Source organism: Dactylosporangium sp. NPDC051541, from assembly GCF_044454505.1.
Classification (GTDB): Bacteria; Actinomycetota; Actinomycetes; order Mycobacteriales; family Micromonosporaceae; genus Dactylosporangium.
Genome location: NZ_JBITDU010000008.1, coordinates 209,555 through 234,822, shown reverse-complemented (window position 1 = coordinate 234,822; position 25,268 = coordinate 209,555). Strand labels below are relative to the sequence as shown.

Annotated in this window: 23 protein-coding genes; 13 read left to right on the top strand and 10 right to left on the bottom strand. The window is 72.2% G+C overall.

From position 1 onward, the window contains the following. Window positions 1-138: 138 nt before the first annotated feature. Entirely contained in the window at window positions 139-924 is a 786-nt protein-coding gene (locus ACIA8L_RS32820; RefSeq protein WP_395910935.1) for an SDR family oxidoreductase, read from the top strand. A gap of 317 nt (window positions 925-1,241) precedes the next feature. Here the strand turns inward: ACIA8L_RS32820 and ACIA8L_RS32815 are convergent, their stop codons facing one another. Together ACIA8L_RS32815 and ACIA8L_RS32810 are read right to left on the bottom strand one after the other, a co-directional pair. Further along, window positions 1,242-2,414 (bottom strand): DUF6585 family protein, encoded by a 1,173-nt coding sequence (locus tag ACIA8L_RS32815; RefSeq protein WP_395910488.1) that lies wholly within the window; start codon window positions 2,412-2,414, stop codon window positions 1,242-1,244. Window positions 2,415-2,429: 15 nt separating this feature from the next. Beyond that, window positions 2,430-3,197, bottom strand: coding sequence for an alpha/beta hydrolase (locus ACIA8L_RS32810; RefSeq protein ID WP_395910486.1), 768 nt, complete (start codon window positions 3,195-3,197; stop codon window positions 2,430-2,432). A gap of 630 nt (window positions 3,198-3,827) precedes the next feature. Here ACIA8L_RS32810 and kdpF point away from each other — a divergent pair. Genes kdpF through ACIA8L_RS32780 form a run of 6 tightly spaced genes read left to right on the top strand, consistent with a single transcriptional unit; the run spans window position 3,828 to window position 10,984 of the window. Continuing rightward, window positions 3,828-3,917: a K(+)-transporting ATPase subunit F gene (kdpF, locus tag ACIA8L_RS32805; RefSeq protein ID WP_395910484.1), complete on the top strand. Its 90-nt coding sequence runs from the start codon at window positions 3,828-3,830 to the stop codon at window positions 3,915-3,917. After that, window positions 3,917-5,581: a potassium-transporting ATPase subunit KdpA gene (gene kdpA / locus ACIA8L_RS32800; RefSeq protein ID WP_395910482.1), complete on the top strand. Its 1,665-nt coding sequence runs from the start codon at window positions 3,917-3,919 to the stop codon at window positions 5,579-5,581. The genes kdpF and kdpA overlap by 1 nt, the downstream gene beginning before the upstream one ends. After that, window positions 5,578-5,769, top strand: coding sequence for a hypothetical protein (locus tag ACIA8L_RS32795; RefSeq protein WP_395910480.1), 192 nt, complete (start codon window positions 5,578-5,580; stop codon window positions 5,767-5,769). Before kdpA ends, ACIA8L_RS32795 begins: the two co-directional genes overlap by 4 nt. Continuing rightward, window positions 5,766-7,778: a potassium-transporting ATPase subunit KdpB gene (gene kdpB, locus ACIA8L_RS32790; protein WP_395910478.1), complete on the top strand. Its 2,013-nt coding sequence runs from the start codon at window positions 5,766-5,768 to the stop codon at window positions 7,776-7,778. The genes ACIA8L_RS32795 and kdpB overlap by 4 nt, the downstream gene beginning before the upstream one ends. Then, window positions 7,778-8,470, top strand: a complete 693-nt coding sequence (locus ACIA8L_RS32785; RefSeq protein WP_395910476.1) for a potassium-transporting ATPase subunit C — start codon at window positions 7,778-7,780, stop codon at window positions 8,468-8,470. The genes kdpB and ACIA8L_RS32785 overlap by 1 nt, the downstream gene beginning before the upstream one ends. A 57-nt stretch (window positions 8,471-8,527) precedes the next feature. Continuing rightward, complete coding sequence (locus ACIA8L_RS32780; protein WP_395910474.1) at window positions 8,528-10,984, top strand: ATP-binding protein; 2,457 nt, start codon at window positions 8,528-8,530, stop codon at window positions 10,982-10,984. A gap of 12 nt (window positions 10,985-10,996) precedes the next feature. Here ACIA8L_RS32780 and ACIA8L_RS32775 read toward each other — a convergent pair whose 3' ends face one another. Further along, on the bottom strand, window positions 10,997-11,701 hold the full coding sequence (locus ACIA8L_RS32775) for a response regulator (protein ID WP_395910472.1): 705 nt from the start codon (window positions 11,699-11,701) through the stop codon (window positions 10,997-10,999). Continuing rightward, a complete protein-coding gene (locus ACIA8L_RS32770) occupies window positions 11,698-12,684 on the bottom strand; it encodes a sensor histidine kinase (protein WP_395910471.1) in 987 nt (328 codons plus the stop codon). Before ACIA8L_RS32770 ends, ACIA8L_RS32775 begins: the two co-directional genes overlap by 4 nt. Window positions 12,685-12,762: 78 nt before the next feature. On the opposite strand from ACIA8L_RS32770, the gene ACIA8L_RS32765 reads away from it, so the two are divergent. After that, on the top strand, window positions 12,763-14,151 hold the full coding sequence (locus ACIA8L_RS32765) for a serine hydrolase domain-containing protein (RefSeq protein WP_395910469.1): 1,389 nt from the start codon (window positions 12,763-12,765) through the stop codon (window positions 14,149-14,151). Between the two features lie 82 nt (window positions 14,152-14,233). Continuing rightward, window positions 14,234-15,703, top strand: coding sequence for a M20/M25/M40 family metallo-hydrolase (locus ACIA8L_RS32760; RefSeq protein ID WP_395910467.1), 1,470 nt, complete (start codon window positions 14,234-14,236; stop codon window positions 15,701-15,703). A gap of 225 nt (window positions 15,704-15,928) precedes the next feature. Here the strand turns inward: ACIA8L_RS32760 and ACIA8L_RS32755 are convergent, their stop codons facing one another. Both ACIA8L_RS32755 and ACIA8L_RS32750 read right to left on the bottom strand, forming a co-directional pair. After that, a complete protein-coding gene (locus ACIA8L_RS32755) occupies window positions 15,929-16,075 on the bottom strand; it encodes a hypothetical protein (RefSeq protein ID WP_395910465.1) in 147 nt (48 codons plus the stop codon). Between the two features lies 1 nt (window position 16,076). Further along, window positions 16,077-16,610: a CGNR zinc finger domain-containing protein gene (locus ACIA8L_RS32750; RefSeq protein ID WP_395910464.1), complete on the bottom strand. Its 534-nt coding sequence runs from the start codon at window positions 16,608-16,610 to the stop codon at window positions 16,077-16,079. A 26-nt stretch (window positions 16,611-16,636) separates the two neighbouring features. Between ACIA8L_RS32750 and ACIA8L_RS32745 the strand changes: the two genes are divergently transcribed. The 3 genes from ACIA8L_RS32745 (at window position 16,637) to ACIA8L_RS32735 (ending at window position 18,851) form a co-directional block, all read left to right on the top strand. Next, a complete protein-coding gene (locus ACIA8L_RS32745; RefSeq protein WP_395910462.1) occupies window positions 16,637-16,804 on the top strand; it encodes a hypothetical protein in 168 nt (55 codons plus the stop codon). Window positions 16,805-16,813: 9 nt separating this feature from the next. After that, complete coding sequence (locus tag ACIA8L_RS32740) at window positions 16,814-17,758, top strand: NADPH:quinone oxidoreductase family protein (protein ID WP_395910460.1); 945 nt, start codon at window positions 16,814-16,816, stop codon at window positions 17,756-17,758. A 169-nt stretch (window positions 17,759-17,927) separates the two neighbouring features. Further along, a complete protein-coding gene (locus tag ACIA8L_RS32735) occupies window positions 17,928-18,851 on the top strand; it encodes a hypothetical protein (RefSeq protein ID WP_395910459.1) in 924 nt (307 codons plus the stop codon). Window positions 18,852-18,854: 3 nt separating this feature from the next. On the opposite strand, the gene ACIA8L_RS32730 is transcribed toward ACIA8L_RS32735, so the two are convergent. Both ACIA8L_RS32730 and ACIA8L_RS32725 read right to left on the bottom strand, forming a co-directional pair. Then, window positions 18,855-19,820 (bottom strand): LuxR C-terminal-related transcriptional regulator, encoded by a 966-nt coding sequence (locus ACIA8L_RS32730; protein WP_395910458.1) that lies wholly within the window; start codon window positions 19,818-19,820, stop codon window positions 18,855-18,857. 37 nt (window positions 19,821-19,857) lie between these two features. Then, window positions 19,858-20,424: a helix-turn-helix domain-containing protein gene (locus tag ACIA8L_RS32725; protein WP_395910457.1), complete on the bottom strand. Its 567-nt coding sequence runs from the start codon at window positions 20,422-20,424 to the stop codon at window positions 19,858-19,860. A gap of 51 nt (window positions 20,425-20,475) precedes the next feature. Between ACIA8L_RS32725 and ACIA8L_RS32720 the strand changes: the two genes are divergently transcribed. After that, a complete protein-coding gene (locus ACIA8L_RS32720) occupies window positions 20,476-21,393 on the top strand; it encodes an NADP-dependent oxidoreductase (protein WP_395910456.1) in 918 nt (305 codons plus the stop codon). Here ACIA8L_RS32720 and ACIA8L_RS32715 read toward each other — a convergent pair. Beyond that, window positions 21,383-22,888, bottom strand: a complete 1,506-nt coding sequence (locus tag ACIA8L_RS32715) for an ATP-binding protein (protein ID WP_395910455.1) — start codon at window positions 22,886-22,888, stop codon at window positions 21,383-21,385. The two genes, ACIA8L_RS32720 and ACIA8L_RS32715, sit on opposite strands and share 11 nt — an antisense overlap. A 27-nt stretch (window positions 22,889-22,915) precedes the next feature. After that, window positions 22,916-24,250 carry a sodium:proton exchanger gene (locus ACIA8L_RS32710; RefSeq protein WP_395910454.1) on the bottom strand — a complete coding sequence of 445 codons (1,335 nt, stop codon included), beginning with the start codon at window positions 24,248-24,250 and terminating at the stop codon, window positions 22,916-22,918. Window positions 24,251-25,268: the final 1,018 nt, after the last annotated feature.

Genomic DNA, 25,268 nt, shown 5'->3' with positions numbered 1-25,268 from the left:
GTACGGGCGTCTGCTGATCGGGCGTCTGCTGATCGGGCGTCTGCTGATCGGGCGTCTGCTGATCGGGCGTCTGCTGATCGGGCGTCTGCTGATCGGGCGTCTGCTGATCGGGCGTCCGCTGATCGGGCTCGCGCTGTTCTGGCTCGCGCTGACTCGGAACCGGATGACCGGCCTCACGCTGACCTTGCGTCCGCTGGCCGTGCGTCCGTCGACCGAGCGTCCACTCACCGGGCGTCCGTCGATCGTGTTTTCGATGGTCCGGGATCGGTCGAGTACGTCGTCGGGGACCTGGCCACGGGTGCCGGTGTCGACGAAGCCGTGGCCGGAGCGGACACAATCGTGCACTGCGCCGGCTCGGCCAAGGGCGACGACGTCAAGGCCGCGCACCTCATCGACGCGGCGGTGCGGTCCGGGGCCAAGCACATCGTGTACATCTCGGTGGTCGGTGCCGACCGGGTACCCGTGCGCAGCGCCATGGACCGGGCCGCCTTCGGGTACTTCGGGGCCAAGCGAGCCGCCGAGGTCCTCGTCGCCGAGTCGGGCATCCCGTGGACCACGCTGCGGGCCAGCCAGTTCCACGAGCTCACGCTCACCACGATCAGGCAGATGACGAAGCTGCCGGTGGTACCCGTGCCGGCCGGGGTGCGGTTCCAGCCGGTCGACGGGGCCGAGGTCGCCCAGCGCTTCGCCGAACTGGCCCTCGGCGAGCCGGCCGGGCTCGTGCCGGACCTCGCCGGACCGCGCGTGTACAGCTTCGACGAACTCGTACGCTCCTACCTGCACGCGACCGGGAAGCATCGACCGATCCTGCGCATGCCGATGGGCGGCGGCGCTTACCGCGCGATCCGGGCCGGTGCGAACCTGGCCCCGGACCACGCGATGGGGATGCGCACGTGGGAGGAGTTCCTCGCGGCGAACGTCTGACCGAAGCGACCGGCAATAGGCGCTCCGCCTACCTCGCACCGCCGGCCCCAATAACGCGGCAATCCGCGACATCGCGCAATCCGCGACATCGCGCAATCCGCGACAACGCGCGAGTTGCGGCAACGCGCAAGTCGCGGCAACGCGCAAGTCGCGGCAACGCGCAAGCTGCGACAACGCGCGCAAGATGCGCCACCCGGTAAGCCGAGACAGCGCGGGCAAGTGACGACAACGCGTACAAGTCGCGACAATGTGGCGAGCCGCGACGCTGCGGCGGTGTCGGGGCTGTCGGTTGTGATCGCGGCGTGTTGCTGGTCGCTCTACACGGCGGCGGGGGCGGACGGGCGGCTGCCGGCCATTGCGCCGACCAGCGTGACGAACGTCAGGAAGTTGGGCACGTCGCGGATCTTGCGGCCACCCAGGATCGCCTTGCCGTCGGGGCGGTGCAGGCGCAGGCCGCCGTTCTCGATTTTCACGCCGGCGATGTCGGTCCACGCGGCGCTGCGGGTGCCGTTGGTGACGCCGGCCGCGTTGATGATGTACGCACCGAACGGGATCGTGCGGCCGGCGTGCAGGTAGCGCATCGCTCGCGGTACCTGAACCCGGGCGATCTGCTCCTGCAGAATCGGGCCGAGCACGGCCATGTCCGCGGCGAGGTTGCTGAGGTTCAGGGTGCGGCCGTCGGCGAACTCCAGCTGGTAGGCGTAGTTGGTGTTCGTCGTGGCTCCGTAGACCTGCTGGCGGAGGATCGACTGGTAGATCGAGATGATCTGGTCCCACCGGTACGCCTGGACCCCGGCCGCGGTCGCCCGCACGAAGCCGTGCTGGAACAGGTGGAAGCCGAGCTGCCGGGCCTGCTTCGACACCAGCGGCGAGCGGACGAGAGTCGCCACGAAGCCGGCCAAAGAGACCGTGGCGAGCCCGCCGAAGATGACGAGGGGAGCCGGGCCCTTGTCGGCCGTGCCGGCGAAGAGCCCGATGCAGACCAGCGTGAACACGCCGAGCCAGAGCAGCAGCGCGGAACGTTTGCTGGGCTGCATCGAGCCCGTGTACCCGCCCAGCTGCGCCGCGTATGCGGCCTGGACGGCGTCGGCCGGAAGGTGCTGCGGCGGGGCGGCCGGCGGTGGCATGGTCCCGTCCGGCGGCAGCGGGATGCTGAGCAGCTCCCGGGTCGCGAGCTGGGCCGCGGCCTGCTCACGCCGGCGGCGTTTCCCGGCGAAGACCTGCTGGACGGCGAGGCCGAAGAACGCGACGACGAGGATGCCGCCGACGAGGCCGCCGTGGCGCTGGTCCGCGGCCTTCACCTCGTCGTAGGTCTGGACCTGCCGGGTGCCGGCGTCGGACGTGGTCACGCAGATGTCGCCGGGGCCCATCACCTGGCCGCCGGAGCCGCAGGTCACGTCGCCCGTGCCGGAGACGAGGAAGCCGGCCATGCCGAGGAAGATCACGCCCATGACGGCGCAGATCACGGCCATGCGGTACTGCGGAATCATGTGGCCCCCGTAGGCCTAGGAAGCGGTGTCCTCGTAGAGCGCGACATAGCGCACGTAAAGCGCGTCGGCGAGCGTCCCGAGGCGGTGCGCGGAGATGATGTCATGGCCCAGACCCCATTGGGAAGGGAGCGTGTCCAGCGTCAATGTGGCGCCGCTGGCGCGGGCGATCCGGGCCGGGAGGCCGAACGCCAGTTCGCCGTCGACCGTCGTGTCGCCCGGGGCGAGGACGGCCGCCACCCGGCTCGGTCCGGTGGCCGGGAACCGGCGGGGCAGCCCGGCCGCGATGCGCAGGTATTGCGCGACGGCTCTGTACGAGTACCCCCGCGAAGAACGCTTGTCCGGGAGCAGCCGACGGCCGTAGAGGACGCGCAGGGCGGGCCGGGCCGCGGGCGGCACCTGCGACGGGTGCGGTGCGTAGAGCGGCGCGAGCACGACGAGACGGCGTACTGACTGTGGGTGACGGGCGGCGAGCCAGGTGGCGAGGACACCGCCGCCGGAGACGCCGAGGACGCCGGTCTCCTCGCCGAGGTCGGTGGCGGTGCGCAGGGCCTCGGTGGCGTAGGCGATCAGGCCGGCGGCGGTGATCGTGGCGTGGCCGTCGGGGTCGGTGAGGCCGTGGCCGGGGGCGCGCGGGATGACGACGTTGTACCCGCGCTCGTAGAACAGCGCCGCGAGTGGGTCGAGCTGCGCGGGGGAGTGCGTGTATCCGTGCAGCAGGAGCACAGATCGCGCACGTTTCGCACCATGCGACAGCACGCGGGTGTCGTGGCCGTCCCTGATCACCGCGCGAGCGTACGGCATCACCGCAGAAGCGTGCGGCCTCACTGCGCGAACGTGCGGCCTCGCAGCGGAAGTGTGCGCCGTCACTGCGGACGCGTGGAGCGTCGCGACGGGAGTGTGCGGCGTCACCCCGCAGAAGCGTGCGGCCTCACTGCGCGAACGTGCGGCCTAGCGGCGGAAGTGTGCGCCGTCACTGCGCGGAGGCGTGGGGCGTCGCGGCGGGAGTGTGCGGCCTCACTGCGCGAACGTGCGGCATGAGTGCGCGAACGTGCGGCATCACCGTGCGGAAGTGTGCGGCGTCAACGCGCGGAACCGTGCGGGCCTCATCGCGCGAACGTGCGGCATGGCTGCGCGAAGGTGCGGGCCTCGCTGCGCGAAACGTGCGGCGTGACGGCGGGAGCGAGCGGCATCACCGGGCGAGTGTGCGGAGGCGTGCGGAGGTGGGCGGCGCTAAGAACGCGTCAAGAAATCGGGCGGCCGCGCAGGGATCGCGTCAACGCATCTGGGCAGTGCTCCGGCTCGCGCCTTCACTGGCCGGAGAGGAGGTACTCCCATGGCTGACGTGGTGTTCGTGTTGCTGACGATCGCGGGGTTCGCGGTGCTCGGCTTGGCGGTCCGGGCGGTGGAGCGGCTGTGAATGCCGAGAACGTCGCCGGTCTCGTCCTGGCCGTCGCTTTGTGCGTGTTCCTGATCGCCGCCCTACTCTTCCCGGAACGGTTCTGATGAGCGCAACGACAGCCGGCGTGCTGTTCATTTGTTCACTGGTCGCCGTGCTCGTGCTGCTGTACCGCCCGTTCGGCGACTACATGTTCCGCGCGATCACGTCCGAGCGGCATCTGCGCGGCGAGCGGGTGCTCTACCGCGCGGTCGGCGTCAACCCGGAGGGTGAGCAGTCGTGGGGCGTCTACGCCCGCTCCGTGCTCGCCTTCTCAGCGGTGTCGGTGCTGCTGCTGTACCTGTTCCAGCGCTTCCAGAACCACCTGTGGCTCAGCCTCGGCTTCGACCCGGTCAAGCCGGACCAGGCCTGGAACACGGCCGTGAGTTTCGTGACGAACACGAACTGGCAGTCGTACTCGGGCGAGTCGACGATGGGCCACTTCGTGCAGATGTCCGGACTGGCCGTGCAGAACTTCGTGTCCGCGGCGGTCGGCGTGTCCGTGGCGGTCGCGCTCGTGCGCGGATTCGCGCGGTCGCGGACGGACCAGCTCGGCAACTTCTGGGTCGATCTCGTGCGCGTGTGCGTGCGCATCCTGCTGCCGGTGGCGATGCTCGGCGCATTGGTGCTCATTGCCGGCGGTGTCGTGCAGAACCTGTCCGGGGGTACCGCCGCCACGACGCTCGCCGGCGCGACGCAGCACATCACCGGCGGCCCCGTCGCCTCCCAGGAGGCCATCAAGGAGCTCGGCACCAACGGCGGCGGCTTCTACAACGCCAACAGCGCGCACCCGTTCGAGAACCCGACCGGCTGGACGAACTGGTTCGAGGTCCTCCTGATCCTGCTCATCCCGTTCAGCCTGCCGCGCGTCTTCGGCCGGATGGTCGGCGACAAGCGGCAGGGTCTGGCGATCGCGGGCATCATGGCGATCCTGGCCATCGGCAGCGTCGTCGCGCTCAACGTGCTGCAGATCAACCACGGCGGCGCCGCACCCACCGCGGCCGGCGCCGCCATGGAGGGCGTCGAGACCCGGTTCGGGGTGCCGCAGTCGGCGACGTTCGCCGCCGCCACCACGCTCACCTCGACCGGGGCGGTGAACTCGTTCCACGACTCCTACACCCCGCTCGGCGGGATGGTCACGATGCTGAACATGATGCTGGGCGAGGTCGCGCCCGGCGGCGTCGGCTCGGGCCTCTACGGCATGCTCGTCCTGGCCGTCATCACCGTCTTCGTGGCCGGGCTCATGGTCGGGCGGACGCCGGAGTACCTCGGCAAGAAGATCGGCGCCCGCGAGATCAAGTTCGCGTCGCTGTACATCCTCACGACCCCGGCCCTGGTGCTCGTCGGCACCGCGGTCGCGATGGGCTCGGCGACGGCCCGCGCGTCGATGGCCAACCCGGGCCCGCACGGACTGTCCGAGGTGCTCTACGCGTTCACGTCGGCGTCGAACAACAACGGCTCCGCGTTCGCCGGCATCAGCGTCAACACGACGTTCTACAACACGGCGCTCGGCCTGTGCATGCTGCTCGGCCGGTTCCTGCCCATCATCTTCGTCCTCGGCCTGGCCGGCTCGCTGGCCAAGCAGGCACCGGTGCCGGCGTCGGCGGGGACGCTGCGGACGTACCAACCCCTGTTCATCGGCATGGTCGTGGCCGTCACGGTGATCGTCGTGTTGCTCACCTACCTGCCGGCGGTGGCGCTCGGCCCTCTCGCGGAAGGACTCACCGCATGATCGCCGCGGGCGTGCTCGATCCGAGGCAGCTGTCGAAATCTGTCCCCGGCGTGCTGCGCAAGCGCATTCCGGCGTCGCTGCGCAAGCGCATTCCGGCGTCGCTGTGGCGCAAGCCGGTGATCGTCGTGTTGCTCACCTACCTGCCGGCGGTGGCGCTCGGCCCTCTCGCGGAAGGACTCACCGCATGATCGCCGCGGGCCTGCTCGATCCGAAGCAGCTGTCGAAATCTGTCCCCGACGCGCTGCGCAAGCTCAACCCGGCGTCGCTGTGGCGCAACCCGGTCATGTTCATCGTCGAGATCGGCTCGGTCTACACGACCGTGCTCGCGATCGTGCACCCGAGTGTGTTCGCGTGGGCGATCGCGGCCTGGCTGTGGCTGACCGTGCTGTTCGCCAACCTGGCCGAGGCCGTCGCCGAGGGCCGCGGCAAGGCCCAGGCGGACACGCTGCGCCGCGCGAAACAGGACACGGTCGCGCATCTGCGCGACGGCGGCACCGTCCCGGCGGGCGAGCTCAAACAAGGCGACATCGTCGTGGTCGAGGCCGGCCAGATCATCCCGGGCGACGGCGACGTCATCGAGGGTATCGCCTCCGTGGACGAGTCGGCGATCACCGGTGAGTCGGCGCCGGTCATCCGCGAGTCCGGCGGGGACCGGTCGGCGGTCACGGGCGGCACCAAGGTGCTGTCCGACCGGATCGTCGTGAGGATCACGCAGAAGCCGGGGGAGTCGTTCATCGACCGGATGATCGGGCTGGTCGAGGGGGCCAACCGGCAGAAGACCCCGAACGAGATCGCCCTCAACATCCTCCTGGCCTCGCTCACCGTCATCTTCCTGCTCGCCGTCGTCACCCTGCAGCCCTTGGCCATCTACTCCGGCGCGCCCGTGTCCGGGGTCGTCCTGGCCGCGCTGCTCGTCTGCCTGATCCCGACGACGATCGGTGCGCTGCTGTCCGCGATCGGCATCGCCGGCATGGACCGGCTCGTGCAGCGCAATGTCCTCGCGATGTCGGGCCGGGCGGTCGAGGCGGCCGGCGACGTGAACACACTGCTGCTCGACAAGACCGGCACGATCACCCTCGGCAACCGGCAGGCCGGCGATCTGCTGCCGGTCGACGGCGTGACCGTGCGCGAACTGGCCGAAGCCGCGCAGCTGTCGTCACTGGCGGACGAGACCCCGGAGGGCCGCTCGATCGTCGTGTACGCGAAGGAGCACCACGGCCTGCGCGAACGCGCGCTCGCCGGCGCGACCTGGGTGCCGTTCAGTGCGCAGACGCGCATGTCCGGCGTCGACGTGGACGACCGGGAAGTGCGCAAAGGTGCGGCCACCGCGGTCATGCAGTGGGTGCGCGAACACGGCGGGCACCCGACGGACGAGGTCGGGTCCATCGTGGACGCCGTCTCCTCCTCCGGCGGCACGCCCCTCGTCGTCGCGACCAGGGAACCGGGTGCGCCGGCCCGCACCCTGGGCGTCATCCACCTCAAGGACGTCGTCAAGCAGGGCATGCGCGAGCGGTTCGACGAAATGCGCCGCATGGGCATCCGCACCGTCATGATCACCGGGGACAACCCGCTCACCGCGAAGGCCATCGCCGACGAGGCGGGCGTCGACGACTTCCTCGCCGAGGCCACCCCCGAGGACAAGATGGCCCTCATCAAGCAGGAGCAGCAGGGCGGCAAGCTCGTCGCGATGACCGGCGACGGGACCAACGACGCCCCCGCCCTGGCCCAGGCCGACGTCGGCGTGGCCATGAACACCGGCACCTCGGCCGCGAAAGAGGCCGGGAACATGGTCGACCTCGACTCCGACCCGACGAAGCTCATCGAGATCGTCGAGATCGGCAAGCAGCTGCTCATCACCCGCGGCGCGCTGACGACGTTCTCCATCGCCAACGACATCGCCAAGTACTTCGCGATCATCCCGGCCATGTTCGCCGCCGTCTACCCGGGCCTGGACCGGCTCAACATCATGCGGCTGCACTCACCCGAGTCGGCGATCCTGTCCGCGGTCATCTTCAACGCCCTCGTCATCATCGCGCTGATCCCCCTCGCGCTGCGCGGCGTGCGCTACCGGCCCGGCTCGGCCGCCGCGATGCTGCGCCGCAACCTGCTCGTCTACGGCGCCGGCGGCATCATCGTGCCGTTCATCGGCATCAAACTCATCGACCTCATCGTCATGACCATCCCGGGGATCTCCTGATGCGACTCCCAGCCTGGCTCGCCCAGCACCTCGCCGCCCTGCGCGCACTCGTCGTCCTGACCCTCATCCTCGGCCTGGCCTACCCGCTGGTCCTGGTCGCCGTGGCCCACGTCCCGGGCCTGGCCGGGCCCGCGGACGGCTCGCTGCGCGACCGCGACGGCAAGCCCGTCGGCAGCGCCCTCATCGGCCAGTCCTTCACCGACGCCCAGGGCAACCCGCTGCGACGGTACTTCCAGTCCCGCCCATCGGCCGCCGGTGACGGCTACGACCCGACCGCGACCGGGGCCAGCAACCTCGGCCCCTCGAACGTGAAGCTGCTCGAGCTGATCTGCGCCCGCAGCAAGGCCGTCGGCGACCTCGAGGGCGTGGACGGCTCCCGCCCCTACTGCACCAAGGACGGCCACGCCGCGCTCCAGGAGGTTGACGGCGTCGAGGTCCCGGTCCGCGGCGACGCGCCCGACCACCCGGTCGTGCCGCCCGACGCGGTCACGGCCAGCGGCAGCGGACTCGACCCGCACATCAGCGTCGCCTATGCCAACCTGCAGGTGCCACGCGTCGCCCGAGAGCGCAACATGAGCGAGGACGCGGTCCGCAGGTTTGTGAGTGCACACACACAACCACGCGCGCTCGGCTTCATGGGCGAACCGGCGGTCAACGTCCTGGACCTGAACGTCGCACTGGATCAGGACTGACGTGAACGTCGCACAGGATCGGAGCTGACATGCACGTCGCACAGGATCGGGGCTGACATGACGGCGCGCGGGACGCTGCGCGTGTACCTGGGCGCAGCCCCGGGCGTCGGCAAGACGTACAAGATGCTGGAGGAGGGGCAGCGGCGCCGGGAACGCGGCACCGACGTCGTCGTCGGGCTCGTCGAGACCCACGCCCGCCCCAGCACCGCCGCGATGCTCGAGGGCCTGGAAGTCGTGCCGCGCCGGGAGCTGACCTACCGCGGCGCGGCCTTCACCGAGCTCGACCTCGACGCCGTCCTCGCCCGCCGGCCCGAGATCGCGCTCATCGACGAGCTCGCGCACACCAACATCCCGGGCAGCGCCAACACCAAGCGCTGGCAGGACATCGAACGCCTCCTCGACGCCGGCATCGACGTGCTCACCACGGTCAACGTGCAGCACCTCGAGTCGCTCAACGATGTGGTGGAGTCCATTACGGGGGTACCGCAACGCGAGACCGTCCCGGACGCCGTCGTGCGCCGGGCCGAGCAGATCGAGCTCGTCGACATGACCCCGGAGGCGCTGCGCCGCCGGATGGCCCACGGCAACATCTACCAGCCGGACAAGGTCGACGCCGCGCTCGGCAACTACTTCCGCGTCGGCAACCTCACCGCCCTGCGCGAGCTGGCCCTGCTGTGGCTGGCCGACAAGGTCGACGAGCAGCTCGACCGCTACCGGGCCGAGCACGACATCAGCCGCACCTGGGAGGCCCGCGAACGCGTGGTCGTCGCGCTCACCGGCGGCCCCGAGGGCGACACCCTGGTCCGCCGCGCGGCCCGCGTCGCCGCCCGCACCAAGGGCGCCGACCTGCTCGCCGTGCACATCGTCCGTGGCGACGGCCTGGCCGGGGCCGACCCGGCCAACCTGGCCCGCCAGCGGCTGCTCACCGAGTCCCTGGGCGGCACCTACCACCAGGTCCTCGGCGCCGACGTACCCCGGGCGCTGCTGGACTTCGCCCGCGGCGTCAACGCCACCCAGCTCGTCCTCGGCGCCAGCCGCCGCGGCCGCCTGGCCCAGATCCTGTCCCCGGGCGTCGGCGTCACCACCACCGCCGACTCCGGCTCCATCGACGTCCACCTCGTCACCCACGAGGAGGCCCGCCGGTTCGCGTTCCGGGCCCGCCGCACCACCGGCCTCGACCGGGGCCGCCGCCTGGCCGGCCTGCTGCTCGCCCTGGCCGGCCTGCCGCTGCTGACCGTGGCCCTGCACGCGCTGCGGGGCGAGTTCGCGCTGCCCACCGAGATCCTCGCCTACCTGGTCCTGGCCGTCGGCGCCGCGCTCGTCGGCGGCCTGCTGCCCGCGCTGCTCTGTGCCGTCGGCGGCTTCCTGCTCCTGAACTGGTTCTTCACCCCGCCCGTCAACCGGTTCACGATCGCCGAGCGGGAGAACGTCTTCGCGCTCGTCGCGTTCGTGTTCGTCGCCGTGGCCGTCGCCACCGTCGTCGACGGCGCCGCCCGCCGGGCCCGGGCCGCGGCCCGCGCGTCCGCCGAGGCGCAGACCCTGGCCGCCCTGGCCGGGAGCGTCCTGCACGGTGCCAACCCCGTCGACGCGCTGCTGGCCCGGGTGCGGGAGTCGTTCGCGCTCAGCGGGGTCGTGCTGCGTGAGGGCAGTACCATTGCCGCCGCGGTTGGCTCTGTCTCTGACGGCGAGACCGTGGTCGCCGCCGATGCCGAGACGCAGCTGGTCCTCTACGGCCATCCCCTGCAGGCCGCCGACCGCCGGCTGGTCGAGGCGTTCGCCGCCTACGCCGCCATCGCCCTGCGCCAGCGCCGCCTGACCGAGCGGGCCGCCGAGGCCGGCACCCTCGCCGAGGTCGACCGGCTGCGCACGGCCCTGCTCTCGGCCGTCAGTCACGACCTGCGCACCCCGCTCGCATCGGCCAAAGCCGCGGTCGGCAGCCTGCGCAGCGACGACATCGAGTTCTCGGCCGCCGACCAGGCCGAGCTCCTCGCGACCGCCGAGGAGTCCCTGGACCGGCTCACCCGCCTGGTCGAGAACCTCCTCGACATGTCCCGGCTCCAGGCCGGCGCGCTGGCCCTCACCCTGGAACCGGTCGACCTGGCCGACGCGCTGCCGCAGGCTACGGACGACCTCGATGCGGCTATCGCCATGAGCGTCTCGCCTACGGTGCCGCTCGTGATGGCCGACCCGGCTTTGCTGGAGCGGATCCTGGTCAACCTGCTGGCCAACGCCCTTCGCTACAGCCCGCCGGACCGGCCGCCGGCGCTGACCGCCAGCGCCCACGCCGACCGGGTCGAGATCCGCGTCGTCGACCACGGTCCGGGCTTGCCGGCGGCCGCACACGACCGGGTCTTCCAGCCGTTCCAGCGCCTCGGCGACCGCGACAACTCCACCGGCGTCGGCCTCGGCCTGGCCCTGTCCCGCGGCCTGGCCGAGGCCATGGGCGGCACCCTCACCCCGGAACCCACCCCCGGCGGCGGCCTGACGATGACCCTCAACCTCCCGCGGGCGTGATGCCTCCGTGCCTCACGTCGGCGTGATGCCGCCCGCGGGCGTGACCTCCAGGCGATACCCGATGCCGGGCTCGGTGACGAAGTAACGCGGCCGCGACGGGTCCGGCTCCAGCTTCCGGCGCAGGTTCGCGAAGTGCACGCGCAGGTAGTTGGTCTCCGTCTCGTACCGCGGCCCCCACACCTCCAGCAGCAGCCGCTTGTGTTCGACCAGCTTCCCCTCGTATCGGGCCAGGACCTCGATGAGATGCCACTCGGTCGGGGTGAGCCGGATCGGCCGGCCGTCCGCGCCGGTCGCCTGCTTCGTCGACAGGTCGAGCCGGAACGCGGGCGTCGCGATGACCGGGTCCGTGCTGGTCGGCGCGGCCCGCCGCAGCGCCGCCCGCATCCGGGCCAGGAGCTCGTCCATGCCGAACGGCTTCGTCACGTAGTCGTCGGCGCCCGCGTCGAGCGCCGCGACCTTCATCGGCCCGGTGTGCCGGGCGGAGAGCACGATGATGGGCACGCGACTGTACCCCCGGATGCCCGCGACCACGTCGAGCCCGTCGAGGTCGGGCAGGCCCAGGTCCACGACGACGAGGTCCGGCGGGTGATCGGCGGCGGCGGCGAGCCCCGCGGCCCCGGTCCCGGCCGTGCGCACCTGGTAGCCGCGGGCCGCGAAGTTGAGCCGCAGCGCCCGCAGCAGCGGCTCGTCGTCGTCGATGATGAGAACTGTGCTCATACTCGTGGCAGCTCCACGGTCATGGTGAGTCCGCCTCCGGGAGTTTCGGACGCTTCGACGGTACCGCCCATCGCTTCCACGAATCCCCGGACGATCGCGAGCCCAAGCCCGACGCCCTTGTCGTTCTCGCGATCGCCGAGGCGCTGAAACGGCGCAAAGACACGAGCCAGATCATTCGGGGGTACTCCCGGTCCGTCGTCGATCACGCGGAGCCGGACGCGCTCGCCGGCCGCCTCGCCGGTGACGCGGACGTGCGGCGCGGCCGCGAGCGCGTTGGCGACCAGGTTGGCGACGACCCGCTGGAGCAGGCCCGGGTCGGCCACGGCGAGGGGCAGGTCGTCCGGCACCTGGTTGTCGACGGGCTGGTGCAGTACCACCTCCGCCACCACCGCATCGAGGGCCGTCGGCTCCGGGTGCACGGCCAGCGCCCCGGCCCGCAGCCGGCTCAGCGACAGCAGGTTTTCGACCAGGGCCGTCATCCGGTCCGTCGAGTCCTCGACGGTGGCGAGCAGCGCGGCCCGGTCCTCGGTGCCGAAGTCGAGGTCCGGGTCCCGCAGGGTGGAGGCCGCGGCCTTGATCCCGGCCAGGGGCGTGCGCAGGTCGTGACTCACCGCGTCGAGCAGCGCCGTGCGTAACCGGTCGACCTCGGCCAGTTCCCGGGCCCGGCCCACCGTCTTGATGGCGACCGCGACCGCCGCCGCCACCAGGATGTAGACGATCAGGACGACCACGTTGTCGACGCTCGCCACGCTCAACGTGTGCAACGGCGGGACAAAAAAGAAATTCAGGGCCAGATCGGCGGCCACCGCGGCGGCGAGGGCGGGCAGCAGCCCACCGGCGGCGGCGGTGGCGGCGACCGGGATGAGGTACAGCAGCGTGACCGTCGCCAGCGACACGTGCGTGCGCAGCGGCTCCAGTGCGACGGTCGCGGCGGCCAGGCCGGCCACCGCGACGACCGCCCCGCGGATCCGCACGCTGCTCACCGCTCCCATTTTGGCAGGCGGCGACTCGGCTGTTCGGCTGGTACGCCCCGCGCTTGCGCACGTGCGAGACTCACGGCCGTGCTGCCAAGTCGCCGTCTCGGCCGGCGTGCCCTGATCGGCGCCGGGTTCGCCGCGTCCGTAGCCGGTCTGGCCGGCTGCGGGGACGACGCCGCGCCCGCTTCCGGGGCCGGACCGTCGGCCTCGGCGGGCGCCGCGGACGACCCGGTCGCGGCCGAGGTGGTCGCCGACACCGGCGGCGTCGCCGGGCTGAACCCGTCCGGCTCGGCCGCAGCGGCTGACGGCCAGATCCTCGGCGCGCCCTACAGCGCCAAGCTCGTCGACACCATGCGGCACTACCTGGTGCCGACCGCCGAGAACCCGAAACACCCCGGCTACGCGGGCGCCGTCGTCCTGGTCAACGTCGGCGGCAAGGTGACGACCCACGCCGCCGTCGGTGACGCCCTGCACTGGGGCGCCGGCCCGGTCGAGCTGCCGGCCAAGTCCCGGGTGGCGATGCGCCCCGACTCGATCTTCGACGTCGCCTCGGTGACGAAGGTGTACACCACGATCCTCGCCCTGCAGCAGGCCGACCGTGGGCGGCTGGACCTGGCCGCGCCCGTCTCGCAGTACCTCCCGGCGTTCACCGGCCCGGGCAAGGCCGCCGTCACCGTGCAGATGCTGCTCACCCACACCAGCGGCCTGCCGGTCGGCCCGTCGATCCCGGAGACGTCGAAGAAGCCGGACGTGGCCGCGCGGTGGGAGTACATCGTGTCGACCCCCCTCGCCGCCGGCGTCGCCCCCGGGTCCCTGTTCCGCTACACCAGCCTGGGCCTGCTGCTCACCCAGCAGATCCTGGAGAAGCTCACCGGCAAGCCGCTCGAGCAGCAGGTCAAGACCGAGCTCACCGGCCCGCTGGGGCTGCGCGACACCGGCTTCAAACCGCTCGGCTGGCTCAGTGCCGCCGACCGGGCCGCCCGGCTGGTCGCCACGGACGCCCGCACCTCGCGGGGCCTGCTGCGCGGTACCGTCCACGACGACATCTGCAACGTCCTCGGCGGCGTGGCCGGCTCGGCCGGCATGTTCACCACCGCGGCCGACCTGTCGGTGCTCGGGCTGATGCTCCTCGGCGGCGGCCAGTACAACGGCAAGCGCATCCTGTCCGAGGCGACCGTCCGCAACGCGCTGACCAACAAGAACAGCGGCCTGCCGGCGACCGACGTCGACCGCCCCGACCGCAGCTCCACCCACGGCATCGGCCTCGAGATCGACCAGCCGTGGTTCATGGGCCGCCTGGCCGGCTCGGGCGCCTACGGCCACACCGGCTTCACCGGCTGCGAGCTCGTCGTCGAGCCGAAACGCAGGCTCGTGCTGGTGCTGCTGACCAACCGCGCCCACCCCAACTGGAGCTGGGCCAACCCCGACCCGACCCGGGTGGCGATCGCCAACGTCCTGGCCGACGCGGTCTAGGCCCCTCGTCACCACCCGCGCCCGTCGCCCCGGACATTGATCGTCATGTACTTCCGGTGGGCGTCGGGCCAGGATGCGTCGTATGGAGACCGATCGCGAACGACATGATCAGCCGGCCGCCACACGGCGCGCGATCCTGGCCGCGGCGACCGCCGCCGTGCCCGCCGCCGCCCTGGCCGTGACCGCGGCCGCACCCGCGCAGGCGGCCGAGGCGGGTGGCGCTCCGGCCGCCGACTTCGACAGCGGCGGCCCTGGGCGCCGGCCCACGCCGCAGGCCCCCGACCGTGACCTTCGGCGGCTGCTCGGCGACCTGGACGAGCACCGCATCCGGGCCACCGTGACCCGGCTCGTGGCGTTCGGCACCCGGCACACCCTGTCGAGCCAGACCGACCCGGTGCGGGGCATCGGCGCGGCCCGGGACTGGCTGTACGCGCAGTTCCAGGCGGCCGCGGCCGGGTCCGGCGGCCGGATGACGGTGGAGCGGCAGTCGTTCGTCCAGCCGCCCGGCGCCCGCAACCCGGAGCCGGTGACCGTGACGAACATCGTGGCCACGCTGCGCGGCACGCAGTCGCCGGAGCGCATCCACGTCGTCACCGGCCACTACGATTCCCGGGTCACCGACGTCATGAACTTCACCGACGACGCCCCCGGCGCCGACGACGACGCGTCCGGGGTGGCGGTGGTGCTGGAACTGGCCCGCGTCTTCGCCGGCCGCCCGCTGGAGTCGACGGTCGTGTTCGCCGCCGTCGCCGGTGAGGAGCAGGGCCTGTTCGGCTCGACCTACCTGGCCGCGCAGTACAAGGCGGCCGGCGCGAAGGTGGCCGCGATGTTCAGCAACGACATCGTCGGCGCCAGTCAGGCCTGGGACGGCACCGCACCGGACCCGCGCACGGTCCGCCTCTTCGTCGAGGGCGTCCCCACCAGCGAGACGCCCGCGCAGACGGCGACCCGCCAGAGCGTGGGCGGCGAGGACGACGGCCCGTCGCGCCAGCTGGGCCGCTTCGTCCGCGACGTGGCCGAGAACGACGCGACCGGCATGCGCGTCCGCGTCGTGTGGCGCCGCGACCGGTTCCTGCGCGGCAGCGACCACATCCCGTTCCTGCAGCAGGGCTACCCCGCGGCCCGCCTGACCGAGCCCCGCGAGAACTTCGACCACGAACACCAGGACGTCCGCGTCGAGAACGGCAAGCAGTTCGGCGACCTGCCCCAGTTCTGCGACTTCGCCTACATGACCCGGGTGGCGAAGGTCAACGCGGCCACCCTGTGGTCCCTGGCCCAGGCCCCGGCCGCCCCGGCCGGCGTGGGCATCGTGGCCGCGGTCCTGACCAACGACACGACGCTGCGCTGGACCCGCGGCACCGAACCGGACCTGGCCGGCTACGAGATCCTGTGGCGCGAGACCACCGCCCCCGACTGGACCCACGTGATCCCGGTCGGCGACGTCACGACCGCCACGATCGACGTGGTCAAGGACAACGTCCACTTCGGCGTCCGCGCGCTCGACAAGTCCGGCCACCGCAGCCCGGTCTCGTACCCCCAGCCGGTCACCTGACCGACCCGAGCCAGTCCCCCACCTGCCCCAACTCGTCTCCCAGTCCCAGCTCGTCTCCCAGTCCCAGCTCGTCTCGTGATCGCTGCGGACCGGCCGGCGGTTGCGGTCCGCAGCGCGTCCATCTGGTCGCCCGGCGAGGGCTCCGCTGCGGGGTCGGCCGCCGGGGCGATCGGACCCGGGCGAGGTAGCCGTCGGCGCGTGGATCGGCGAGGAGGGTCAGGGCCGTCAACGCTCGCGCCGCGGTGGCGTCGAGCCCGGACTGCGATCGACCACACCCCACAGCGCGTCGGCGGCGTCGGCGGACCGGCCGGCGTCGGCGAGATGCTCCGCGCACCAGAAGCGGACCTTCGGATCCGGGTCGTCCAGGCTCACGCTACCCGCGGGGTACGACACTTTTCCCGCGTGCGCGGTGCGCGGCGACGTTGACCCGGTTGGCGCAGGCGGTGGAGCAGAAGCGCCGGCGGCCGTTGCGGGACGTGTCGACATACACCACGGAGCAGCCGGCCCGGGAGCACCGGCCCAGCCGTGACCCGCCCGCCCCGCACACGGCCACGGCAAGGCCGCCGGCGATGGCGGCGCTGATCCGCGCGACCGGGTCGTCGGTGCCGGTGATGTAGTGCAGGTGCGGGCCGTTGCCGTCGTGCATCGACACCCGCACCGACGTCGTGGCCGCGGCGAGCAGACCGTTCACGAGTGTGATCTGCCGCTCCACCGACGGCTCCCCGAACAGCGGCCGCACCCCCTCCAGCCAGGAGCCGATAGCGGCGGCCTGAGCTGCGTCGACGTCCCGGGACGCCATCTCGTGTGACGTCAGCAGCCGCCGCAGCACGGGCGCGTCCAGCACGTCGACGTTGAGCAGATCGGCGGCCAGGAACGTCCCCGAGCCGCCGTAATGGTTGAAGTGCACAAGGCCATTACAGCACGCTTGGGGGCATGGAACACTGCAGCGCCTGCGGCCGGGCGGCGACCCGGGCCGCGATCGAGTCCGCGCACTCCACGTCGGAGGGCATCGTGCGATACCGCCGCTGCGCCTGCGGCAACCGCTGGATCGAACTGGCCGCGTTCATAGTGGCCGAGCGCACCGAGCTGCGCGGTGGCTAGGCTGGCCCGGTGCGAGCGATCCAGTGCGTGCGGTTCGGTGGCCCCGAGGTCCTGCGGGTCGTGGACGCGCCCGAGCCGGTGGGGGACGGGCTGCTGGTCGAAGTGAGCGCGGCCGGCGTCAACTTCGCCGACACGAGCCGGATCGCCGGCCGCTACCAGCCCACGCCCCCGCTGCCGTTCATCCCCGGCACCGAGGTGGTGGGCCGGACCGCCGACGGGCGCCGGGTGCTCGCCCACACCTTCGCGGGCGGGGGCTTCGCCGAGCGGGCGGTCGTCGCGGCGGGCGCGGCGGCGACGGTACCCGACGAGGTGACCGACACCCAAGCGCTCGCCCTGCTCGTCCAGGGGCTCACCGCCTGGCACGTCCTGCGCAGCAGTGCCCGGCTGGCTCCGGGGGAGACCGTCGTGGTGAACGCGGCCGCCGGCGGTGTCGGGTCCCTGGCCGTGCAGCTGGCCCGTAGTTTCGGCGCCGGCCGGGTCATCGCCGCCGCCTCGACGCCCGAGCGCCGCGCGCTGGCCCTGTCCCTGGGTGCCGACGCGGCCGTCGACGGCGCCCCCGACGGATACGCCGACCGTGTCCGCGCCGCCAACGACGGCCGCCCCGTCAACGTCGTCCTCGAGTCGATCGGCGGCCGGGTGTTCACGGACGGCCTGGACGTCCTGGCCCCGTTCGGCCGCCTGGTCACGTTCGGCAACGCGTCCCGCGAGGGCCGCCCCGCCCTCGACCCGGGCGAGCTCGCCGACCGCAACCGCACCGTCGCCGGCTTCTGGCTCCGTCCGGCTCTGGAGGTGCCGGGCGCCTACGCCGAGCCGCTGCGCGAGCTGTTCACCCTGACCGCCGCCGGAGCCCTGCGCCCGCTGGTCGGCGCCGAATACCCCCTGGCCGAGGCCGCCCGGGCCTTCACCGACCTCATCGAACGCCGCACGACGGGCAAGGTGGTCCTGCGCCCCTGATGAAGGCCGCTCGAGCGGGCGGACGGGCAAGATCGAACGCCGCGCGACGGGCAAGGTGGTCCTGCGTCCCTGATGCAGGCCGCTCGAGACGGCCAGGTCCGGCCAGTGGCCGGGTCCGGCCACGCCGCGGGTGCCCGGTGGCGGGGTCCGGGGCTCTAGCCTGGCCGGTATGCGTGATCGCCGTTGGATGCGAGTGCTCGCCGGTGCGGCCGTCGCCGCCGTGGTCGTGGTGGTGCCGGGTGCTCCGGCCGCCGCGGATTCCGGCTGTGGCGCGGCCGAGCGGCGGCTCTTCGGGGTCGCATCCGACGGGCTGCTGCACGAGCTGTACCGCTGCGCCGACGCCACGCCGACCATCGACGACCTGGGGGTGGTCGACCGCGGCGACTGGGCGCGGACGCCGCGGGTGACCGCCGCGTCCGACGGCACCACGACCACGTTCTGGACGGTCGAGGGGGACGGCCAGCTGGTCCGGCGGGTGCAGGCCGGGCCGGGCGCCATGCTCGGCCCGGCCGAGGTCGTCGACGCCACCCGGGACTGGTCCGCGGTGCGGCTGCTGCTCGCGACGCCGCACGCGCTGCTGGTCGACTATCCGCCGGTCGGGGAGGACCCGACGGGCGGGGCGCAGCCGCCGGTGCCGTACACCATGGTTCAGGTGTTCCGGCCGGTCGGCGGCGGGCTCGTCGAGGACAAGCCGCTGTTCGAGCACTACCTCGGGCCGCCGCTGTCGGCGGTCTCCGACGGCTACGGCGAGGTCATCTCCGGGCAGCAGCACCGCCGGGCGTGGCGGTCCGGCGGCTCCGCCCCCGACAACCTGCCGAAGAACAGCGGAACGCTGCCGATCTTCCTGAGCGGGTACGCCGGCGGCGAGGACTTCCTCGGCGGCCTCGACGTGCGGGGCCGGATCACGGAGGTACGGCAGCAGGCCTACGTCCCGCCCTCGCCCCCGACCTGCGTGGCCAACGCCGCCCCGTTCACGTCCTACGCGACGGCGGCCGCCGCCGGCTGGACCCGGCTGGTGGTGCCGGGCCGGGTGGACCCGGAAGCCATCACCAGGGTGCCCAAGGGCTGCACCGCACCCTACGAGTGGCAGTGATGATCACTCGACCCAGCCGTCGCGGACGGCGGTCGCGGCCAGCGTTACGCGGTTGCCGGCCCGCAGGATCTCCTGCAGCGCGCTCACCTGCCGGCGGACGGTGCGCTCGCTGATGCCGAGGTGGCGGGCGATGGCGGTGTCGGTCATGCCGGTCAGCACGAGCCGGAGCACCTGGTCCTGCTCCGGCGTGAGCTTCACCGTGGCCCCCTCGACGGGCACGGCGGCCGACCACAGCAGCTCGAAGTAGCCACGGAGGGCGGCGACGATGACCGGGGCCCGGACGAACAGCGCGCCCTCCATCCCGGTGGGGCTCAGCGGCAGCAGCGCCGCCCGCTCGTCGACGATCACGAGCTTCATCGGCAGCTCCGGGTACACCCGGCACTCCCAACCGGCCTCGACCGAGCGCTGGAGCATCTCCCGGGCGCCCTCGATCTCGAGCACGGCCCGGCTGTAGATGTTGCGGAACCGCACGCCCCGCTCGACGACCTCGGCCGGCAGGGTCCGGGCCGAGCGGGGGTCGGGCGGGCGGCTGAAGTGCTCGGTCTCCAGGCTCAGCAGGTCGGTGCGGGCCGACAAGGCGAGCTCGACCGAGAGCGCCCCGATCTCCGCGCGGTCGGTGATGACCTGCACGAGGTCGTCGATCTCCGCGCTGGGGGCCGACGTCGTGCGGTACACCTGCTGCAGTGCGTCCATCTCGTCCCGGAGCCGGACGAGCAGCTGGTATTCGTCGAGCAGCTGCCGCTGCCGCATGATCAGCGCGTTGTCGAGGGCGCGGGCCGGCTCCACGGGCACGAGCAGCGGCGCGCCGATGTACCGCTTGCGTGCGAAACCCTTCCCGATGAGCTCGCGCGCCTCCTCCCGCTCGTCCAGCTCCGCATGGTCGACCAGGGACAGCCCGCCACTGACCACCAGGCGCTCGTAGAGTTTCGCGGCCGGCTCCGAGAGCACGCCGGTCAGCCCGCTTCGCACGCCACCTCCACGCTCATCAATGGTGCGCCCAGAATACTCAGCCGGCGGCGGCGCTGCGCACCTCGTGCAGGGCCCGCCGCGCGGTGGTGCTGTAGTCGGCGGTGTTGGCCGGGGCGCTCCAGCGCTCATACGCGATCGCCGCCGCCAGCGACGCCAGCTGCGCCGTCACGGTCGCGGTCAGCGGGGCGACGCCGCGGCGTTCCAGGGCCGTGGTCATCGCGGCCGTGATGGCGAGGCCCTTCAGGGCGTCGCGCTCCTGGAGCTCCGGGTGGGCGGCGATCACGGCGCGGCGGCGGAGGCTGAAGTCGCGGCGTTCGGGGGTGAAGGCCTCGCGGCCGGCGGCGTCCATGGCGGCCGCCACCGCCTCCAGCGGCGAGGCGGCCGCCGGGGCGCCCGCGATGGCCGCCGTGACGAGGTCGGACATGGTCTCGCCGCCGAAGAGGACCTCGCGTTTGTCGCGGAAGTGGCGGAAGAACGTGCTCTTCGTGAGGCCCGCGCGCTCCGCGATGTCGATCACCGAGGTCTGGTCGTAGCCGCGCTCCTCGAACAGCTCCAACGCGGCCAGCGCGAGGCGCTGCGGGGCGTTGGGTTGCCAGCGGGCCATGGTGTGAGTGTACGGTGATGGGACTAAGTCCCATCACTTGAGGGGTGCCGCATGAGTCGTGCCGTCGTGTACCGGTCGTACGGAGGGCCCGAGGTCCTGGAATTGCTCGACGTTCCCGAGCCGCGGGCCGGGGCCGGGGAGGTGCGGGTCCGCGTCACCGTCGCCGGGCTGAACCCGATGGACTGGGGGCTGGTCCGCTCACCCGAGCGGGCCGCCATGTTCGGGCTCACCGTGCCGGCCGGGTTCGGGTACGACTTCGCCGGCGTCGTCGACCAGGCCGGGCCCGGCGTCGAAGGGTTCGCCGTGGGGGATCGGGTGTTCGGCGGCGCCCTCGCCCGGGCGGTCGCCGACCACGTCGTGCTCGCGGCGCCGGCCGAGGCGCCGGACGGGCTCTGGCGCACGCCCGACGGCATCAGCGATGAGGTCGCGGCCACGCTGCCGGTGGCCGGGATGACCGCGGCGGCCGCCCTCGCCACGATCGGGCTGCGCGAGGGCGACACGGTGCTGATCGGCGGGGCGGCCGGTGGGGTCGGGGTGTTCGCCGTGCAGCTCGCGACCCTGGCCGGGGCCCGCGTGATCGGGACCGCGGCCGAGAGCACGTTCCCGTTCCTGCGGGAGCTGGGAGCCGAGGCGGTCGCCTACGGGCCGGGGCTGGCCGGGCGGGTGCCGGCGGGCGTGACGGCCGCGGCCGACCTGTTCGGGACCGAGACGGCCCTGGCCGCGCTGGAGCTCGGCGTGCGGCCGGAGCGGATCGTCACGGTCGCGGCCGGGCCCAACCCGCCCGGCGGCGTGCGCGCGACCGGCGGCGCTCAGGCCGGGCCGGACGAGATGGGGCGGCTCCTCGACGCCGTCCTCGGCAAGCGGCTCACCGTGCCGATCGCGGCGAGCTTCCCGGTCGAGCGGGTCCGCGACGCCGTGGCACTGCAGGCGGACCGGCACGTGCACGGGAAGGTCGTGGTCACGCTGTAGCGGGCTCCGGGATCGGCGCCGGCACCGGCAGGGTGAAGCAGATGCGGGCACCGTCGGTGCTGGTCGGGTCCAGCCAGATCCGGCCGCCGTGGTGCTCCACGATGCGCTTGCAGATGGCCAGGCCGATGCCCGTCCCCGGGTAGACGTCGCGGGGGTGCAGGCGCTGGAAGATGACGAAGATCTTGTCCGCGAACTGCGGTTCGATGCCGATACCGTTGTCCTGGACCGCGAACTCGTAGAAGCCGTCCGCCTGGCCGAGCTCGACGGTGATCTTCGGGGGCTCGTCGGGCTTGCGGAACTTGACGGCGTTGCTGATCAGGTTCTGCCACAGCATCGCCAGGAGGGTCGGATCACCCTGTACCACGGGAAGGTCCGGCGTTTCGACGGTCGCGTCGGTGTCCTCCAGGCGGACGGCGAGGTCGTTGCGGACGCGGCGCATGGTGGCGGACAGGTCGACGTCGGTGACGTTGTCGTAGACGCGGCCGACCCGCGAGAACGCGAGCAGGTCGTTGATCAGCGCCTGCATGCGGGTCGCGCCGTCGACGGCGAAGGCGATGTACTGGCGGGCGCGATCGTCGAGCTGCTCGGAGTACCGACGCTGCAGCATTTGACAGAAGGAAGCGATCTTGCGCAGGGGTTCCTGGAGGTCGTGGCTGGCGACGTAGGCGAACTGCTCCAGGTCGGAGTTGGAGCGCCGCAGCCGCTCCTCCTGCGCACGGCTCTCGGCGAGGGCGGTCACCACCCGCTCCCGCATCGCCTCCACCGACGCGCCCAGCTGCGCGAGATCGGCGGGGCCGGCGGCCGGCACCCGGTGCTCGAAGTCACCGTCGGCGACCCGCCGCACCGCCGACTGCAGCCGGTCCAGCGGGCGGAAGATCAGCCGCTGCAGCAGCAGCGCGATGACGAACAGCCCGGCGAGCAGGCCGGCGACGATGATGGCGAAGATGGTGTCCCGGCTGCGCCGTGAGCTGTCGAGGGCCTTGCGGCCGGCCGCGCGGGCCTCGTCGACCCGCTGCTGCAGCGCGGTGACCCCGCCGCGGATGCCGTCGAACGCCGTCTTGCTGGTCACGACCAGCGGCGACCGCGGGTCGGGGTCGGCGATGAGCGGCTGGGCGAACTGTGCGCGCCAGGCGGTCGCGGCCCGCTCGACGTCCTCGAGGCCCCGCAGCGCGGCCGGCTCGTCGGCGAGCAGGGTGCGCAGCCGGTTGGCGATGCGCTGCTCGGTGGTGACACCCTCGTTGTAGGGGGCGAGGAACTGCTGCTCGCGGGCGAGGACGAAGCCGCGCACCGCCGTCTCCTGGTCGACCAGGGCGGCGCCGAGCTCGACGACGGCCGTGGCGGCGGGGGAGATCTTCAGCTGCAGCCGGTCGGAGACCCGGGTGGTGTCGGCCAGCGAGGCGTAGCCGGCCCACGACCCGAGCACGATGAGCAGCGTCATCGCCCCGATCGTCAGGGCGAAGAGCCGCTGGCTGGTGAGCCGCCGTCGTTCCGTCACGCGTGGCAGATTACGGCAGCCCGCGCCCTACCGCCCGATGGGCAGCACTTCTTTGAGGCGCGTCCGCAGCCGCAACCGCCCGCCGCCGGTCGTGGTGCAGCGCAGGTCGCCGCCGAGGTCGCTGTAGCGGCTCAGCAGCCCGTCGCGCAGCATCGGCACGAGGCACGCGCGCTTGCGCACGACGGTGATGACGGCCAGCAGCAGATACACCCCGCTCAGGCCCACGAGCTCACGGTCATGCCAGTCCGCCGGCAGCACCGCCCCCAGCACGAACTGCACCAGGAACAGCCCCAGCAGCACGAGCGCCGCCCGCAGGCTCAGCGTCAGCCCGAGCAGCAACGCGATCGCGAGGAGCGACTGCGACGCGGTCAGCAGCAGCTCGCCGCGCTGGGCCGGCTCGATCGGCAGCCCCGACCAGCCGCGGCTGGACACCGCGAACACCACCGGCAGCGTGCCGACCAGCAGCGTCCACTGGTTGACCTTCGAGGACACCAGGGCGCCGAGGGCCTCGGTGGTGTGCAGGCGGTACGCGTAGAGGCCGGCGACGAGCAGCTCCGGCGCCTCCGAGGCGAGCGGCGCCACCCACTGCACCAGCAGAAACTCGCTGATTCCGAGCTCCTGGCCGGTGTCGACCAGGGACTCCGCGAACGGCTCGGCGGCGAGCAGGATGACCACCGCCGACACCAGGAACAGCCCGATGACGGTGGCCCTCCGCGGCACCTTGCCCAGCCCGCCGACCCACGCCGACGGCCCGATCAGGTCCGGCTCCCCGGCCGGCGCCCGCGACACCCGCCAGCTGTACGCGACGAAGATGGCGACCAGCACGGCGGTGTCCCACAGCGTCAGCGTGCGTTTGAACGGCAGGATCAGGCAGTACAGCGACGCGATGGTCAGGAACGCCAGCGGCACCGCGTCCGCGCGCCCGAGCGTGATCCCGCGCTCCTTCGACCGCCGCCAGGCGATGAGCACAACCACGCACCAGCCGATTCCGACCAGGATCCGGTTGGCCCCGGTCATGTTGGCCAAAGCCAAAGAGCATGCGGGGGTACTGTCACCGCCCGCAGGAGCACACTCCGCGCCGTACTGGGCCGCCGCCTCACCGCCGCGCCACGTGAACACGAAGTCGACGGAGTACTCGGGCAGCACCGCGATCAGCGCCAGCACCGCCACCGCCAGCCCCGCCGACACATCAACCTGAGCCGCCTCAGCCGCCCAGGCGAGCACGAACGCCGCCCCGATGATCGCCCCACCGAACACGAGCGCAGCCAAGGGCGCAGCCAATTCGATCCCGGCCAGCGCGACAACCACCCCGGGAACGGTCGCCGCGAGCGCCAGCAGTCCCGAGAGGGGCGGTAGTCGCATGCCAGCGCACTCTACCGGCGCCGCGCGACAACCGCCGCTCAGCCACGAAGCCCATCCGAACCCCCCGCCCAGGAACCGGCCGCGCACAGTCAACAGCCACCACACCGACACGACATACCCCGCGATCACACCACCGCAGAGCGAAAGTCCCTCAGAGCACAATCAATCAACCAAAACGCCTCCCGGAGCCGCAGGCACCACAAATCGCAACCACAAAAACCAACAACGAATCGCAATCCGCTTGCCGGAGCCGCAGGCGCCAAGAATCGCCACCACGAAAACCCACAACGAACCGCAATCTCTTTCCCGTCGCCGCAGGCGCCACGGATCGTTACCACCGAAAGACGACCACAACGAACCCGCCGCATCATCTACGGACCGCAACGAACAAACCGCAACCAAACTACGGTATGGACCACGCTACCCGGTAGTTACCATCGGCCGAGCCCACATAGCGGTGCCCCTCCAACCGGAAAATCCCGAACCCGGCGGCCCATGCGCACGACACCCAGCGAACACCCAAACACGGCCATCACCCAAGCCACCCCGCCAACGCGACAGCGAGGCCAAGCAAGGAGACCGATACCGCCCAACATCCTCCACCACACCCGACTCCGCAGCGCAGGAGCCCTCAAATTCGTCAACGTCAGAAGCGACCGACGCGCTCCTCGCCCCCTCCTCGACCGGCTCTGACTCCTCAACCGACTCCGGCTCCAGCTCCTCCACCCGCCCAAACTCTTCCGCCTGCGCCGGCTCTTCTTCCTGCGCCGGCTCCTCCGCCTCCGCGAGGGGTTCGACGCGTCGCACTAGCGGTTCGAGGGGTTGTGCTGAGGGTTCGAGGGGCTGTGCTGGGGGTTCGACGGGCTGTGTTGGCAGTTCGGCGAGCTGTGTTGGCGGTTCGGCGAGCTGTGCCCGCCGCGCCTGCAGCCATTCCTCCTTGGTCGACGGCACGTTGTCGCCGTAGATTCGGCGGAGCTTGGCTGCGTACCGTTGTTCGAGACCCCAGTCGCGCTGTTCT